This window comes from Rossellomorea sp. GAMAL-10_SWC (genome assembly GCF_049568075.1).
Classification (GTDB): Bacteria; Bacillota; Bacilli; order Bacillales; family Bacillaceae_G; genus Gottfriedia.
The window spans coordinates 4,412,438-4,428,044 of record NZ_CP144911.1 but is presented as its reverse complement, the minus strand read 5'-3'; the positions used below and the strand labels follow the sequence as shown (position 1 = coordinate 4,428,044).

Sequence of the window (15,607 nt, the reverse complement as noted above, 5' to 3'; positions counted from 1 at the left end):
AGAAAATGCTAAGAAAAGGTGCTCCATTAGAAAAAAACTAATGGAACACCTTCTATTATGTTCTACGCATATAAGCTTTTACAGTTAGCGGTGCAAAAATGGCTACAATTACAGCAGCTCCAATAAGCGAAATGATTAGATCCGAACCTGCAGTTCCTGTGTTCGTAAGATTTCTTACAGCAGTAATCAGATGTGAAATTGGGTTTATTTTCACAAACCATTGAAGCCAATTTGGCATTGTATCGACTGGTACAAAGGCATTTGAAAGGAATGTTAATGGAAATAGTGCTAGCATAGAAATCCCTTGTACACTTGACGCTGTTCGTGCAATTACTCCAAAAAAGGCAAAAATCCAGCTAATCGCCCATGAACATACAATTACAAGTAGTCCAGCTAAGATGACAAAGCCCAAGCCACCTTCAGGGCGATATCCCATTATATACCCCATAGTGAAAGTAAGAACAGTAGCAATCGTATAACGTATCGTATCCGCCAATAAGGCTCCAGCCAGTGGTGCAATTCGTGCAATCGGCAGCGACTTGAATCGATCGAATACACCTTTATCCATATCTTCACGCAATTGGACACCTGTAACAATCGAAGTAGTAATGACCGTCTGTACTAAGATTCCTGGTATGATTACCGGTAAATAACTCTTAACATTCCCAGAGATTGCTCCACCAAAGATATAAGTAAACATAAGTGTAAAAATAATAGGTTGTAACGTAACATCAAATAATTGTTCTGGTGTACGTTTTATTTTTAGTAGACCACGATAAGCCATCGTAAATGAATTTTTTACTGATTGACTAATGCTAGTTTTATTTTTTAATTCACGATAAGCAACTCGTTTTATTGAAGTGCTCATACCCTTACTCCCTCCATTTCTTTTGTTTTAGCTGACTCCTTTGATCCATCATCATCTACGCTGTTACCAGTAATCGTAAGGAATACTTCATCAAGAGTCGGCTTTTGTACACTCATTTCAGCTAAATGAATCCCTTCATCACGTAAGGCGATTAGTAGGTCGGTTACTCGGTCAGCATCCGCCATAGGTGCAGTAATCTTTCCTTCTACTAATGTGATATTGGATTTTACTTTTAGTACATGTTCTACTGTCTGACGCGCCTTTTGAACATCTTTTATATTTTGAATTTTTAATTGTAACGATGAACTACCGACTGAAGCCTTCAATTCATCAACAGTACCTTCCGCAACTACATGACCGCGATCTATTACTGCAATTCGATCAGCTAGTTCATCCGCCTCTTGAAGATATTGTGTTGTTAATAGAACTGTTGAACCTTCTTTTACTAAACGACGAATGGTATCCCACATTTGATTTCTAGTACGAGGGTCTAAACCAGTTGTCGGCTCATCTAAGAAGATAAGTGGTGGCTGAGCAATTAAACTTGCAGCCAAATCTAATCTTCGACGCATTCCACCTGAGAAGTTTTTTAATGGGCGCTTTGCTGCTTCCGTTAAGCCAAACTCCTCTAACAAATCTGCTGCTTTCTTTCGCGATTCCGCTCTACTTAGACCTAGTAATCTGGAGAATATAATAAGATTCTCTGTAGCACTTAGTGACTCATCAACTGAAGCGTACTGACCAGTAACACCAATTAATTGACGCACAATTTGAGCTTCTTTTAAAACATCATGTCCGAATATGCGTGCAGTACCTGCATCTTGTCTAAGTAGTGTAGCCAGCATTCTAATTGTCGTTGTTTTCCCTGCACCATTTGGACCAAGTACACCGTAAATACTTCCAGCACGAACGTTTAAATCCACTCCATCAACCGCACGATTTTCACCAAATATTTTCACTAAACCACTCGCTTCAACAGCTAAATCTCCGTTATTTGGGGTAATTGTTTTTTTATTTAAATATTCCAATTTACTTCCTCCTTTACGACTTATTACAAGTTGAATATATCGACCAATTATGAATTAAGTATGAACTTTAAATAAAAATTTTCTTTACGAATAGTTACAAGCTAGAGAAACTAGCGTTCACTCTAAAAACAAAAAACTTCCCTTAATTTACGTAAGGGAAGTTTTTAAAGTTAATCGTGAGCGATCGTCTGATTTAATAGTAGAAACTCTGAATCTATATCATGTAAAAAAGGAGTCGCTTTGCCTAAGCTATATAAATGTAACTGATGCATCGCTCTTGTACATGCAGTATAGAATAGTCTTTGGAGACGCTCATCTCCATAAACTTGAGCTGATGCATCATAAATAATCACTGCATCGAATTCAATTCCTTTTGCCAAATACGCAGGAATAATGACTACACCCTGTTCATATTCAACTGAGTTTCTCTTCACATGCTTGATTCCTTCTACATCTTTTAATGCTTCATATGCCGCTAAACTTTCTTCAGCAGATTTGCAAATGACAGCAATTGTATTAAATTCACTTTTCTTTAAGTCTTCGATTTTAGATGCAATATGACTATGCAAATCTTCACGATTAGATAACTGCGTTAACACAGGCTTATTCCCAACTCGTTCAAAAGGTGTAATTAAATCTCCTCCAGGTATGAGTCTACGTGTGAACTCTACAATTGGTTTTGTCGATCTGTAACTGCGTGTCAGATTAATCACTTTTGTTTCATCTGGCCCATATAGGCCTTTAAGGACATTAAAATCTCCCATTTCACTGGCATGCGCAAAGATCGCCTGATTAAAGTCACCTAAAACAGTCATCTTTGCAGAAGGAAACAATCTCTTCAAAAACTCAAATTGGAAAGGAGAATAATCTTGAGCTTCATCTACGAGTACAAATTTAATCGTAACATTTGATTGGAAGCCTTGAACCAATTCTTTTAAAAGTAAATACGGCGTAGCATCCTCATAAAACAATTTACCTTCATCTAACATTTTTAATGTTAACTGACATATGTCCTCCCAATTCTCAGGAGTATCGCCTTCGATCCATTGTTCAATTTGAGTTGGATTGGAAAATAACTGTTTATAAACACCCTTTATGTCAATGAAACGCAATCCTCTAACCCATTCACGTAGTGGTTTTAGCTTTTTACGAACGACCATTCGACCTAATACTTTAGTTTCTTGTTCGTAGTCATCGAATGAATCTTCTTTAGATTGTTTTTTCTGTAAGTACTTATATGCTTTTTGATAATCATCTTTGCTGAGTAACTCGATTTCGTCCTGTACCCATGTTTTTTTCAATTCTTGCTTTTCCATTTCATTGATTTGTTTGTTTAACCATTCCGTCAACTTCTCTAATCGGTTGTTAAATTTTAAAGAAGTGTCAGTGCTATAAAATCTTTCATATATTTGTTTAGCTGTAACGACTGGTTTGCCTCTAAATTTAAATCCCCTAAAAACCATGCCGGATAATTCCAATGATTGTCTGTATGCCTTAATCGTCTCAAAGAAATGAGTTGAGGCTTTAAATCGAATGCTTGAAGTCCTAGTCTTATAGGAAGGATCATCTATAGCAGTTAACACGTATTCTAGTTGCTCATAATTATCCTCAACTTTGAACGCATCACTAAGCCTATGAACTAAATACTCTTGGAATGTAACTTGTTGCATATTTTCTTCACCTAGTTCAGGTAAAACCCTCGATACGTAGTTATTAAACATTGCGTTAGGAGAAAATAAGATAATTTGATCTGCTTTTATCCAATTTCTATATTTATAGAGCAAATATGCGATCCTTTGTAAAGCTGCAGATGTCTTTCCGCTACCAGCCGCCCCTTGAACAATCAATAATCTACCTTTGTCATAACGAATAATCTGATTTTGTTCTTTTTGAATGCTGGCTACTATGCTTCTCATATGCTTATTTGTACCTTTGCCTAGCACATGCTGCAGAATCTCATCACCTATCGTGAGACTTGTATCGAACATTGATTCAATTACACCGTTCCGTATAATGTATTGCCATTTTTGGTCTAATACGCCACTCACTTTTCCCCCAGGTGTATCATACTCAGCAGGACCTGGTGGATAATCATAGTAAACGCTCGAAACTGGGGCCCTCCAATCATAAACTAAAATATTCTCACCAGTTTCATCCATTAGAGTTGAAACGCCAATATAAATACGCTCCGTTTCAGACATACCTTCTTCTGTAAAGTTAATGCGACCAAAATAAGGGACTTCTTTCATTCGACGAAGTGCTGATAATCGATTTGAAGATTGCTTATGATTAATTTGGCCGATCGCCAAAAGTTGAGATTGTTGTCTTAAACTAATAACCGTCTCTAAATAGTCATCAAAGCTATCCGTATTAACTTTAACCTCATCCCAAAAGTTTTTACGAACATTGATGACTTCGTTTCTTCGTTGGGCTGTTTCGTCTGTTAATTTACTAATTTTGTCCGTAATTAGATCTAGTACAGCATTTACTCTTACTTGTTCTTTTTGAAGTTCGTTGTTCATTTCATGCACTCCTTTAAAAGATAAAAATGGGGGTTGACTCAAGAGGATTTGTATAGTAAAATTAAAGTAGGGAAAATATGACCTCTGTGTTTTTTCTACTATATATACTGTATTAATCTACCACGTTTTTATCTTTTAGGCAATAGTCCTCGTTTGAAAACATCATTATTTCATCTCAATTACTAATTTTCGCATACTCAAAAAAGCAAAATGACCTACCCAAAAATGATTATTTAATCACTTATAGTAAGGTCATCCTTATTATTTATTAATTTCTTCTATACATACTTCAATTTGTTACCTTTATAAAATATTTCTTCTTTATTCAGAAACCTCATATTATTTATGGACATTCCTAAATACAAATACTCCATTCACAATAGTAGCTTGAACATTAAACTGACGATCAATTAAGACGATATTTGCTTTTTTTCCACATTCTATACTTCCAACTTCATAATCAATATTAAGTAATTTTGCTTGATTAAGACTGACCATCGGTAAAATAGTTTCTAAAGGCAACTCTAAAACGTCTTTTACATTTTTTAAACACTCCATTAAATTAGTCGTGCTGCCAGCTAATGAGCCTGTTTCTACTGTTCGAGCAATTTTATTTTCCACTTTAACATCTAATGTACCAAGCGTATAATATCCATCTGGTAAATCAGCAGCTGCCATTGAATCACTTATTAAAAATATCCGTTCTGTTCCTTTTGCTTTGTATAGCAGCTTAATTGCTCCCGGGTGGACATGCTGTAAATCTGCTATACATTCACAATAACATTGATCATTTGTTAGAAGGGCACCAAGACACCCAGGATCACGATGATTGAATCCTCTCATGCCGTTAAAAGTGTGAACAGAAATTCTTGCCCCATGTTCAATTGCTTTATTCGTTGTGTCATAGTCTGCATTTGTATGCCCTATAGACACGTGGATTCCTTTATCTGTTAGCAATTTAATAGCTTCATTTGCATGTTCTTTTTCTGGAGCTATTGTGATCACTTTAACTGTATTATTGGAAACCTTTATGAGTTCAATTAACTCATCAGTATTTAGTTCACGAATATACTTGACCGGATGAGCACCACGATGCTCAGTTGTAATATATGGGCCTTCAACATACGATCCAATGATCTCCGCTCCTTCTGTCTGTCCTATCGCCTCACTTACGGTCATTACAGCTTTTTTAATTTTTTCGAAATCATGAGTCAGTGTAGTTGGCAAAAACCCCGTAACCCCATGACGTGCAAGCGACATAGACATTTCTTGTAATGATTGTATACTACCATCCATCGTGTCATTTCCAGCAATTCCATGAATATGTAAATCAATCATGCCTGGAATGGCTACAAAACTAGAATAATCCAAAATTTCACAGGTGGGTTTATTCGTTGTTACACCATTTATTTTTCCGTTATTAATCAGTATATAGCCAGCTTCAATTACTTTATCGGGTGTATATACCTTTTCTACCTTAATTGCTTTCATAAAACTTCCCCCTCTATTGTTCGCAGGAATACTTTTTCTTAAAGAAGAATAGGCAACACCAAATAGGATGCTGCCTGTTTGCTTAAAACTTATACGTGTAAGTAGTTTAATTTTTTTAAAGTTAAATAACATGCTCCATACAGCCCGGCATCATTCCCAAGAATCGAAGGAAATACGATTGTTTCTTGATGATAAATTGGCATGGTTTCCTTTTTAATCTCAGAGTTGATGTCTTGAATAAATCGGTCTCCTTGCTCAGCTATTCCTCCCCCGATAATAATTGCCTCTGGGTTCAGAAGATGGACTATATTTGATAGACCAATGCTTATATAATAGATAAACTTTTTATATACGCCGGTAGCAATTGAATCTCCTTCTTCTACTAGAGCCAAGATTTCTTCTCCAGAGATTTTCTCCATAGTCTCACCATTTTTGTTCTTTTCATCAATAAAATCACTTACTAAGGCTGAAGTAGCAGCGTATCTTTCAAAGCATCCTCTCCGTCCGCAACCACAAGTACGTCCGTTATTAATGATGACGATATGACCTAGTTCACCAGCTAAATGACGAGATCCGCTTACAATCTTCCCATCAATGATAATGGTGCTTCCAATACCTGTTCCTAATGTCAGAAAAACTACATCTTTCTTCCCTTGAATTGCACCTTTCCACATTTCACCGATGCAAGCACTTTTCACATCATTTTCTACACTAACGGGTAATTTAAATAAGTTGAATAGTATTTCGCCTAGCTTCATTCCTGAATAGTCGGGTATATTGTTGGAGAATAAAATTTCACCTGTTTCATGATTTACAAGACCACATGAGGAAATTCCGATTCCTGCTATTAAAAAATCATTTTGGAGCTTTTTTATTTTCTCAGCTAAAAGTTCAGGAAGCAGCTTTTGTATATTACTTTTAGGTGTCGGTACTTTATCTTTGTAAACGATTTGCCCATTACGATTTATTAGTCCAAATTTGATAAATGTACCCCCGATATCAAAACAAACTATATTTTCCACCTTAATCACCCCCTGTTAACTCCTTCACCCTAATTAGCTTAAAATAATGTTGAACTTTTGTTAATTCAACTGATCCAGTCCGCTCTGAGGCAGCATTAGATATTCCGCAGGCACATGACCACTTTAAAATATCTTCAATTGAATAACCTTTCGAATGAGCAAAGGCAAAGCCTGCAAGCATACTATCTCCTGATCCAACTTGGTGCACATCTGTCAAAGTTGGAATAACCGCCTGCAGTGTGATGCTTTTGCTAATTAAAAGAGCACCTTCTTTTCCTAAAGAAAGTAAAACGTATTGGGTACCCTTTTGGCATATTTCTCGGGCGTGCCAGATCATATCCTCTATTGATAATTGGTTTAACCCGATCAACTTGCAAAACTCTTCTCTGTTCGGCTTAATTAAAAAAGGCTTACCCTTTATGCCATGGGCTAGTGATTCTCCACTTGAATCTAAAAGAAAATACTTCTCTTTTTGTTTTGTTTTTTCTATTAGGCCTCTATAAAAATCAGAGTTGATTCCATGTGGTAAGCTGCCAGAACCTACAATATAGTTATTCGATTCTAGAATCGTATCAAAATATTTCAAAAATTCTTCTCTTTCATTCTCCAATATCGCTGGCCCTTGTTCAAGAATTTCTGTATGATCTTCTTTAGATTCAATTGCTATACAAAATCTTGTCTCTCCTTTTATTCCTACAAAACGATTAATTAAATTGTAATTTTGGAGTTGACCAGCTATCCACTCGCCACTTTTTCCACCTAAAAACCCGGTACAAGTAACCTTAGCCCCTAGTTGAGATAATACACGTGAAACATTAAGTCCTTTACCACCAGCTGTTTTATCTATAGCTGTAACACGATTTACGCCATCTAATTGAAAGACGGGAAGATTATACCGAATATCAATAGCTGGGTTTAATGTAATTGTAGCAATCATTTTTCTAACCCCGATTCACACTACCGCACATTTTAATTTTATCAGTAACGACTATTTTCATTTCTCTTACTGCATCTTTAAAATAATATCTAGGGTCATTGGCATCTGGATGTTCATTTAAGTAACCACGTAACCCATTAGCAAAAGCTATTTTTAATTCAGTAGCAATATTTACTTTACATATGCCATTTTTAATCGTTTTTTGTACTAATTCATCTGGTAAGCCCGAAGCTCCATGAAGAACTAGCGGAATATCAACTTCTCTTTGGATTGCACTTAATCGTTCAATATCTAATTTAGGTTCTCCTTTATATAGACCGTGGGCCGTTCCAATGGCAACAGCTAACGAGTCAATTCCTGTTCTTGAAACAAATTCTTTAGCTTGTGCTGGATTTGTATAAATTTGATCCTTTTCATCCACTTCAAGATCATCTTCTACCCCACTTAGTCGGCCAAGCTCCGCCTCCACAGAAACTCCAAATGAAGAAGCATAATCGACTACTTCACGCACGATTCGAATATTTTCTTCAAAGTCATGGTGAGAAGCATCAATCATGACTGAGTGAATTCCACTATCAATTAAAGTTTTAATATCCTTAACTTTTTCATGGTGATCTAAATGAAAACAAATTGGAATATCGTATCTTTTTTTTGCAGCTTCCATCATACTAATTAGAAACTCTTCCCCCATATAACTAACTGTACTTGGTGTAGCTGCAATCAAAACCGGTGAACGCAGCTCCTGAGCTGTTTCTAAAACTGTTTTCATTGTTTCTAAGTTATGAATATTAAATGCTGGAACTGCGTAGCCATTTGTTTGTGCATCTAAAAGAATCGTACTTCTTGATGTAATCAAGATAAATCTCCTCCATTCTTCATCTCATTTGCAAAAGGGTGAATCGTAACTCCTTTAACAACTCTGTTAACTACTCCTAATGGAGAAGGGTTATCTGGAGAAAAGCCGAGATTAATAGATTTATACATAGCAAAAGTTTGTGCGTATAAGATAAAAGGGAAGGTTAGAAAAATATCCTCATTAATTTTAGGAAGATCTACATAATAGAAAAGATCACTATATTCTTCAGCAACCTGATCCTTTAAAGATGAAATTGCTACTACTTTCCCTCGATTGGTTTCTTTGTAAATCTCTTCTAAAATGTCGAGATCGTACTGTCTTGTATAAGGGTTAGAAGATAAAAATACAAATACAACAGTATCTTTATCTAAAATAGACTTAGGGCCATGTCTAAAACCTAATGAAGTATCAAAAGTAGAAGGTATTGTCCCGCCTGTTAACTCCAACAATTTTAATGATGCTTCTCGTGCCAATCCTTCAAAAACTCCTGAGCCTAAATAAACTACTTTTTGAAAAGACGAATTCGCCAACTGTTTAATACTTTGCTCGCTCCCGCTAATAATTGAATGGCCAGCTTGTATAAGCTCATCAACTTTCTTCTCCCACGTATGAATCTGATCAATATTGAAAAGAAGTAAAGCTGAGAAAAGCATCGTCGTAAAACTACTCGTCATTGCAAATCCTTGGTCATTTGCTTCTTCTGGCATATAGATGACTAAATGATTGTGATCATTTTTCTTCTTTTGAGCCAGTAGCCCATCTTGGTTACATGTAAAAACGATTCCATAAAAATCATCTATAACTTGTTCTCCTAAATGAATAGCAGCCAAGCTCTCTGGACTATTTCCTGAACGAGCAAATGAAATCATAATTGTCGGAAGGTCCTTGCTTAAATAAGAATATGGATTTGACACAATATTTGTCGTAGCAATACTCTCTACTACTATTTTTTTGTTGTTAACGGTTTGTTTTAAATAAGGAAGGACTGTGTCACCAACAAATGCAGATGTACCCGCACCAGTTAAAATAATTCGTAGCTGATCGTGTTTATTTTTAACGCTCTTTAAAAATGTAAGAATTCGGTCTCTATTAAATAAAAGAATATCCTTTGTTTCGTTCCATAATCTAGGTTGCTGGGCTATTTCTTTTGCTGTATGGCCCGCGCCAACATTCATTCTTTCATATTCACTCGATTTTAATAGCTCCATACTATTTCCTCCTATTTTTAACTGTTAATGTCATCATTACCAGTTGGATTAAATAGATACTTCTGTATCTATTTTTAGGTGTAGAAAAAACCATAAAAGCTGGTTTTCAGACTTTGCCAGCCAGCTTTGGCGGCCAGCCTGAAGTGTCTATTTCAGCTCTACTGTATAAGTAAATTTATCCCCTCTTGCAATAGAGATTGTATATTCAATTACTTTGCTTTGATCGTAAGTTACTCGTTTAAGCATTAGACATGGTGCACCTTCGATTATGTTTAACATTTCTGACTCCACTTTATTTGCACTAACAGCCATAAAGCTTTCTAAAGCGCTGGAAATATTCACATTGTATTGAGTTCTGAAGATTTCATACATCGGCGTATGTTGCAATTCTTCACTCGAAAGATTTTTAAAGTCCTTTACAGGTACATAAGAGGTTTCGTATAACATCGGTTCCTGCTCTGCAAGTCTTAACCGAACAATCTTAAATACCTCTTCTTCTACCGATAGATCCATGACCTTTGCTACTTTACTGTCACAATTGATTTTTTCAAAAGAAACGACCGTTGTCGTTGGGATTTTCCCCGCTTTTTTCATTTCTTCCGTAAAACTATAGAATTTTACAAGACTTTGGTTATACGTTCTTGGAGAAACATATGTCCCCTTGCCATGAACTTTATAAATATAGCCTTGTTTTTCAAGCTCTTGCATCGTCTGTCTTACCGTTGTACGGCTAACTTTATACGTGTCACATAATTCTCGTTCAGATGGTAGCTGATCGTTTTCAGCAAGTTCACTTGATTCGATTTTTTCTAATAAAATATCCATTAATTGATAATAAAGAGGAAGTCGGGAATCCTTTTCTACCATGATTAGCTCCTTTAGTGGTATCTTTGTCATAACCAGTTTAATATACATCTATTATACATAATATTGAAAAAGATACCACCTTATGTCGCAACGGAATTTACTACAAAACTCTCTCTTCTGTCATTCTTAATTTTTTCTCATAATCATCTAGTGAAATCATTGTTCCTGAAACTCTTGATTCTTCTGCAGCATAAGCGATCATATGACTTTTAGCTGATACGATAGCTGATGTTAAGCTGCCTTTGTCCTTCTTAGTAACACGTTGAATAAAATCAGCCATAATACTTGTGTCGGCTCCCATATGCCCACCATCTACAGTTGATGGCTTAATTAACTCTTTCTTACCTGAAAAATAATTAATTTCAATTTCATTTTTAGCATCATTTCCAATTATTTCGCCTTTTGTTCCCATAATTTTGAAGTTGCGGAATGTTTCATTTGTAAATGCTGTCATCGTAAATGCAACTGTTACGTCATTTTCAAATAATAAATTGACTACTTGATGGTCAACAACATCATTGTCACAGTGATACACGCAGCGACCATATGGTCCCTCTTGAATTGCCTTAAGTCTACTATCAAGACTTGAACTTGCTGAAATAACATTTGCTGGCCAAACATCACGGTCGTGTAAATACCATTTAGCTGCTGAATAAGGACATTCCTTTTCTACCTTACAACCATCCAAACAGCGATGTGTTGAACCTTCTGGTGCGTTTTCTTTTTTAAAGTAAGTTAAACTTCCATATGAAGATACACTCTTGCACTCTGTACCAATTAGCCACGCAAGCATATCCATATCGTGGCAGCTTTTTTGTAAGAGCATTGAGCTAGATTCAGACGAATTGCTCCAGTTACCACGTACAAAACTATGAGCTTGATGAAAGTAACCTACATTCTCATTCCACTGGATCGATACGATGTCACCGATTACTTTACGATCAACAACTTCTTTTAATGCTTGATAAAATGGCGCATATCTCATAACATGACAAACTGTTAATAATGTATTATGCTTTTCTGCCGCTTCCGCTATTTCTAACGTCTCAATTGGTTCTGGTGACATCGGTTTTTCTAATAAAATACTATAACCTTTTTCAATTGCCTTCATAACGGGCTTATAATGGTTCCGATCTGGACTACAAATTAATAGGGCCTCACATAGCTGTTCTTTTTCTAATAGCTCAGTCCAGTCTTCAAATCTCATATTTTCAGGGATATTGTGAGCTTCCGCGAACTTTTCTCTTTTTTCTTTATTTGGTTCCGCTACAGCAATGAATTGAATTTCGTGTGGATACTGTAAAGCATATGATCCGTATGCATAAAATCCTCTACTTCCCGCGCCTATTAAAGCTGCTTTCATAATTAGTTTCCTCCAAGCATTGTAAGATTTTTATTTACTTCCTGTAACTGCAATACCTTCAATAAATTGTTTTTGTAAGATCATAAATAAAATAAGCATTGGTAAAATGGCTAAAAATGATCCTGCCATTAAAACTGGATAGTTGGTTAAATATTGTCCTTGTAATGATGACAAACCGACAGACAACGTCATTGATTCTGGTGAGCTATTAACAATCATTGGCCACATTAATTCATTCCAGCTCCAAAGCGTTGTAAATATACCTAAAGCAACTAAACCTGGCTTTGCTAAAGGAAGCATGATTTTCCAGTAAATTTGGAAATGATTACAGCCATCTAATCTAGCTGCTTCTTCTAATTCCTTTGGTAACCCCATAAAAAATTGTCTTAAAAGGAATGTACCAAATGCGCTAAATAAACCTGGAACGACTACCGCTTGTAAAGTGTTTAACCACCCTAATTTCACCATGATCATATATTGTGGCAATAAAAAGACTTGCCCAGGTACCATTAACACTGATAATGCGATTAAAAAAAGAATGTTTCTTCCCGGAAATTCGATTCTTGCAAATGCATACGCGGCTAAAGAACAAAATAATAATTGTCCAATCGTGCGAATCACTGTAATGATTAGCGTATTAAACATAAATTTAAAGAATGGTAGTAAATCAAAAACATCTTTATAATTCACCCATTGAAAGTGCGTTGGAACAATAACAGGTGGAACATGAATCGACTCAGCATAAGTTTTTAATGAAGTTAGTAACATCCATATAAAAGGGAAGACCATCGCCAAGGCGCCGACAATTAGGATTAAATGAATTAAGATTGTTTTACTTGTGATCTGGTATCTTGCTTTCTCCAATGGTTACTCCTCCTTCAATCATAATGAACCCATTTCTTTTGTAAAACCATTTGAATTGCTGTAATGATTAAAATAATGATTAGTAGTAAAACTGCAATTGCAGCAGCATAACCTTTATCATTTAACACGAATGCATGCTGATAAAATAAGTACACAATTGATTGAGTATTTTCGAGTGCTGTACTGCTTTTGCCAATCATCATAAAAATTAAATCAAACACTTGGAACGCTCCAATAAAGGACATGATTGTAACGAAGAATATAATCGGGGAAAGTAACGGTAGTGTTATTTTAAAGAAGACCTTGATTGGCCCTGCACCATCTATCTCCGCTGCTTCGTAATATGATCTTGGAATCCCTTGTAGTCCTGAAAGAAAAATAACCATGTTGTAACCAAGTCCACTCCAAATTGCTACTACAATAATTGAATACAGTGCAATTTTTGGATCACTTACCCATTGTGGACCTTTTATTCCAAAGATGGATAAAAGATAATTTAGGAGCCCATAATCAGAATTATATAACCATCTCCAAACCATAGCGATTGCTGCTGGCATGGTAATAACAGGTAAAAAATACAAGGTGCGATAAACAGATTTTCCCTTAATTTTTTGGTTTAAGAGGACTGCTATAAGAATCGATAAAAAAATACCAATCGGAACCGTAAAAACGATATAAATGCCTGTGTTTTTAAACGACTGTAATAGGTTAGAATCTTCTAGCATTCGTCTATAATTGTCTAATCCTGTCCATTCATATTGTCCAAATGCTCCCCATTCTGTAAAACTGAAGTAAATCGTTTGAATGATTGGCCACAAATAGAAAATAGTTAAACCAATCATTGTTGGTGCAATCATACAATACGCCCATAAATAATCTGATCGTTTTCTCGTCTTTGATAAGCTTAGTATTTTTAGTTTACTTTTTGATTTCACTTCAACTTGTAGAGGCATTTCTTTCACTGTATTCACTCCTTTTAAGGGAAATAAAGAGAAGAAGTAATTTTAGCTATAGAAAGCTTCTTCTCTTCATTTTTTTAGTTCTTAGCTAGTGCCTCGTCTGCCTTTTTCGTTAATTCTTTTGCAGCATCCTCAACACTTTCTTCATTACTCCATGCCTTTTTCAAGATATCTGTTTCATATTGCCAGATTTCTCCGGTATTTTTCACACTAGGTAATGGAACGGAATAGTCAACTCCATCAATAAAGGCTTGTAGATTTAAATTTGGAACTGATTTTAACCAAGCATCTTGTGTACCATTATAAGCAGGGATGACAGTTCCAGTTTTCGCATATATTTCTGCTGCTTCTTTTGAACCTAGGAATTGCACAAACTTCCAAGCAGCGTCTTTATGCTTCGTATTTGCCGCAATCACGTTTGATAATCCATGAATAGAAACTGCTCGTTGTTTTCCTTTTGGTACTACAGCTACATTTAAATCTGGATTTTTCTTATATTCTGGAACCATCCAAGGTCCATCAAACATCATTGCAATTTTGCCTGAAGCGAATAACTCCGATGGTGCTGTTTCTGTCATTTGAGCTTGTGTTGGAGAAAGGCCTTCTTTTATAAAACTAATGTTGTATTTAAGTGCCTCAATAGCCTCAGGTTGATCAAATCCGACTGATTTGCCATCATCAGAAATAATATGTCCACCATTTTGCCAAATGAAATCATAATATCCGCCTTGGTTACCCATTAAAGCTGCAAAGCCATAAACACCCTTATCTTTATTAGTAAGCTTCTTAGCTACTTCTTTTAGCTTATTCCAATCCCAAGTATTATCTGGGTAAGGGATACCTGCTTCATCAAAAATCTTTTTGTTATACCAAAATCCAGTTATATCAAAATCTTTTGGGATCCCATAAAGTTTTCCGTCAACTGTATAAAGATTAACTAATGACTTAGGATAATTGTCTAGACTATAGTTGTCCTTTGATGCTAAATCACTAAGAGGGACAATTACTTTACCTTCTGCATATTGGACTACATGTGCCCCATTCATCCAAAAAACATCAGGCAATGCTCCACCCGTTGCAGCCGTTTCTAGCTTTTGAAAATACTGTGCATATGGAGTAAGCTCAGTTTTCACTTTTATATTAGGGTACTTTTCATTAAATAATTTTATAATTTCATCAACTGCGGGAACTTGCTTCTTATCCCAAAAACCGTAAGTAATTTCAACCTTTCCATCTTTCGCATCCCCTGATGTGTCACTGCTGCCGCATCCAGCTAATCCTAGTAAGCCTAAAGCCAAGGTTAGTAGTAAAACAAGCCACTTTTTCATCCCATTCCCCTTCTTTCTCTTAAAAGTTTAATAGCTTTTTAATCCAGTAGTTGCTCTAAAAATCATGATATGGAATATTGTGCTCCATCAACACGTTGTCATGATGTTATTACCAGTTAATTTGAAAAGGCTTACAAAAAATGTTTAATTTCTAAGAAAAGATTCACCCCCCCAGTTATAACTTTCATAAAATCATATTAGTAATGATGTCATTACCAGTTGTATGTAGTATATCACCTCTTTTTTAAATCATGAACACTTTTTTTCAATTTTTCAAAAAATTTAAATCGACAT

General features: G+C 35.7%; 13 protein-coding genes. All 13 read right to left on the bottom strand.

Annotation, left to right across the window (positions count from 1 at the left end; genetic code table 11):
- Nucleotides 1–55 precede the first annotated feature (55 nt).
- Complete coding sequence (locus V5E38_RS21490; RefSeq protein WP_499211377.1) at nt 56–868, bottom strand: ABC transporter permease; 813 nt, start codon at nt 866–868, stop codon at nt 56–58.
- Nucleotides 865–1,896, bottom strand: a complete 1,032-nt coding sequence (locus V5E38_RS21485) for a DrrA family ABC transporter ATP-binding protein (RefSeq protein WP_499211376.1) — start codon at nt 1,894–1,896, stop codon at nt 865–867. The genes V5E38_RS21490 and V5E38_RS21485 overlap by 4 nt, the downstream gene beginning before the upstream one ends.
- 170 nt (nt 1,897–2,066) lie before the next feature.
- Complete coding sequence (helD, locus tag V5E38_RS21480; protein ID WP_499211375.1) at nt 2,067–4,418, bottom strand: RNA polymerase recycling motor HelD; 2,352 nt, start codon at nt 4,416–4,418, stop codon at nt 2,067–2,069.
- 339 nt (nt 4,419–4,757) lie between these two features.
- Nucleotides 4,758–5,909 (bottom strand): N-acetylglucosamine-6-phosphate deacetylase, encoded by a 1,152-nt coding sequence (gene nagA, locus V5E38_RS21475; RefSeq protein WP_499211374.1) that lies wholly within the window; start codon nt 5,907–5,909, stop codon nt 4,758–4,760.
- An 89-nt stretch (nt 5,910–5,998) separates the two neighbouring features.
- Nucleotides 5,999–6,931, bottom strand: coding sequence for an ROK family protein (locus tag V5E38_RS21470; RefSeq protein ID WP_499211373.1), 933 nt, complete (start codon nt 6,929–6,931; stop codon nt 5,999–6,001).
- A 1-nt stretch (nt 6,932) separates the two neighbouring features.
- Nucleotides 6,933–7,868, bottom strand: coding sequence for a 1-phosphofructokinase family hexose kinase (locus tag V5E38_RS21465; RefSeq protein WP_499211372.1), 936 nt, complete (start codon nt 7,866–7,868; stop codon nt 6,933–6,935).
- Nucleotides 7,869–7,872: 4 nt separating this feature from the next.
- Complete coding sequence (gatY, locus tag V5E38_RS21460; RefSeq protein WP_499211371.1) at nt 7,873–8,724, bottom strand: beta/alpha barrel domain-containing protein; 852 nt, start codon at nt 8,722–8,724, stop codon at nt 7,873–7,875.
- Nucleotides 8,721–9,932 (bottom strand): AgaS family sugar isomerase, encoded by a 1,212-nt coding sequence (locus V5E38_RS21455; RefSeq protein ID WP_499211370.1) that lies wholly within the window; start codon nt 9,930–9,932, stop codon nt 8,721–8,723. The genes gatY and V5E38_RS21455 overlap by 4 nt, the downstream gene beginning before the upstream one ends.
- A gap of 147 nt (nt 9,933–10,079) precedes the next feature.
- Nucleotides 10,080–10,799 (bottom strand): GntR family transcriptional regulator, encoded by a 720-nt coding sequence (locus V5E38_RS21450; protein WP_499211369.1) that lies wholly within the window; start codon nt 10,797–10,799, stop codon nt 10,080–10,082.
- Between the two features lie 100 nt (nt 10,800–10,899).
- Nucleotides 10,900–12,165 (bottom strand): Gfo/Idh/MocA family protein, encoded by a 1,266-nt coding sequence (locus tag V5E38_RS21445; protein ID WP_499213622.1) that lies wholly within the window; start codon nt 12,163–12,165, stop codon nt 10,900–10,902.
- Nucleotides 12,166–12,192: 27 nt separating this feature from the next.
- A complete protein-coding gene (locus tag V5E38_RS21440; RefSeq protein ID WP_499213621.1) occupies nt 12,193–12,951 on the bottom strand; it encodes a carbohydrate ABC transporter permease in 759 nt (252 codons plus the stop codon).
- A gap of 89 nt (nt 12,952–13,040) precedes the next feature.
- On the bottom strand, nt 13,041–13,979 hold the full coding sequence (locus V5E38_RS21435) for a carbohydrate ABC transporter permease (protein ID WP_499213620.1): 939 nt from the start codon (nt 13,977–13,979) through the stop codon (nt 13,041–13,043).
- 83 nt (nt 13,980–14,062) lie between these two features.
- Nucleotides 14,063–15,313 (bottom strand): ABC transporter substrate-binding protein, encoded by a 1,251-nt coding sequence (locus V5E38_RS21430; protein WP_499211368.1) that lies wholly within the window; start codon nt 15,311–15,313, stop codon nt 14,063–14,065.
- Between the last annotated feature and the right edge of the window lie 294 nt (nt 15,314–15,607).